Source organism: Paraclostridium benzoelyticum (genome assembly GCF_001006285.1).
In the GTDB taxonomy this organism is placed as follows: domain Bacteria; phylum Bacillota; class Clostridia; order Peptostreptococcales; family Peptostreptococcaceae; genus Paraclostridium; species Paraclostridium benzoelyticum.
Genome location: NZ_LBBT01000034.1, coordinates 1 through 1,324 on the forward strand (window position 1 = coordinate 1; position 1,324 = coordinate 1,324).

The 1,324-nt window shown below is 23.9% G+C and carries 2 protein-coding genes; one reads left to right on the forward strand and one right to left on the reverse strand.

What is annotated here, in order from left to right:
* Window positions 1-416 (forward strand): hypothetical protein (locus tag VN21_RS18540; protein ID WP_046821769.1); only part of this gene is annotated, 416 nt, incomplete at its 5' end.
* 36 nt (window positions 417-452) lie between these two features.
* On the opposite strand, the gene VN21_RS01850 is transcribed toward VN21_RS18540, so the two are convergent.
* Window positions 453-1,271 carry a pyridoxamine kinase gene (locus VN21_RS01850; protein ID WP_046821770.1) on the reverse strand — a complete coding sequence of 273 codons (819 nt, stop codon included), beginning with the start codon at window positions 1,269-1,271 and terminating at the stop codon, window positions 453-455.
* Window positions 1,272-1,324: the final 53 nt, after the last annotated feature.

Sequence of the window (1,324 nt, forward strand, 5' to 3'; positions counted from 1 at the left end):
ATAAGTTAAATAAATTTATTGAAAATGATATAGAATCAAAGTATATAATAGCTTATATAGATCATAACCTTGTCAATATAGATGATATAAATATAAAGGAAAGTATTATAGAACGAATAGTTGATTATAATGAAGTTAAATTAAACTTCTATCAATTAGAATTTGATAAAATGTATAAAAAAAACGTTAGAAATATGCAAACAAAACAAAATTTAAAATCAGAAATTAACATATTAAATGATGTTAATACTTATAATAATATATGCATGCACAGATTTAACTTTATAGACAATAAGCCAGATATAGTTAAAAGTTTAAAAGATATATACTTAAGTGGATATAAAATTGTATTAAAGGACAATAAATTTAAATTAAAAGTAAATCAAGAAATTTTAGAGTTAAAATATAAAAAATAGAAATTAAACCTAAACACTTAGATTAAGTGTTTAGGTTTAATTTGTAAGCTCATTTAAAAACATTTCAAACATAACTCCGTCATTTCTGTCTGTATCGAATTTAGATGTATATGAAATTACATTACTGATGAAGTTGTTAGCTTTTATAACGCTATTTTTTAATGAATGTCCATTTAATATCATACCTGTAAGAATAGACGTGAAGATATCGCCAGTACCACTATACGAAATATTATTAAATGGTGAAGATGTAAAATAAGCTTCATCTAAATTTTTATCAAATGATAAATTATAAATATAATCTTTAATTTTTATACCTGTAATAACAACTTTACTAGGACCTAAATTAGAAACTTGCTTTGCAATATTAACTAGATTGGATTCGTTTAAGTTGGTATTATTTAAATTTTCTCCAATTAGAATAAGAGCCTCTGTTAAATTAGGTGTAACTATATCCGATTTTTGTACGAGGCTTTTTATTTTATTACACATTTCATTATCAAATATAGGATATAAATCTCCGTCATCACCCATTACAGGATCTACAACTACTAATGAACTCTTATTATTATCTATAAAATTAGAAACTATATTAACTTGGTCCTTAGATCCTAAAAAACCACTATATATACAGTCAAACTGTATATGAAGATTATCCCAAACATTTTTATATTTATTCATCTCGTTTGTCAAATCTAAAAATGAATACTCTGGAAACCCTGTTTGACTTGATAATATAGCTGTTGGGAATGGGCAACATTGAACTTTTAAAGCTGATAGTATTGGAATAGCTACAGTTAAAGAACATCTTCCTATACCAGATAAATCATGAATAGCGGCCACTTTTTTTAACATAAAACAAACTCCTTTAAATAGTAATATAATTATATATTACTATTTAAAGTAAT

What these genes read in the sequence shown, in the direction of transcription:
- VN21_RS01850 (WP_046821770.1), bottom strand. Translation starts at nt 1,271, where the DNA reads ATGTTAAAAAAAGTGGCCGCTATTCATGATTTATCTGGTATAGGAAGA.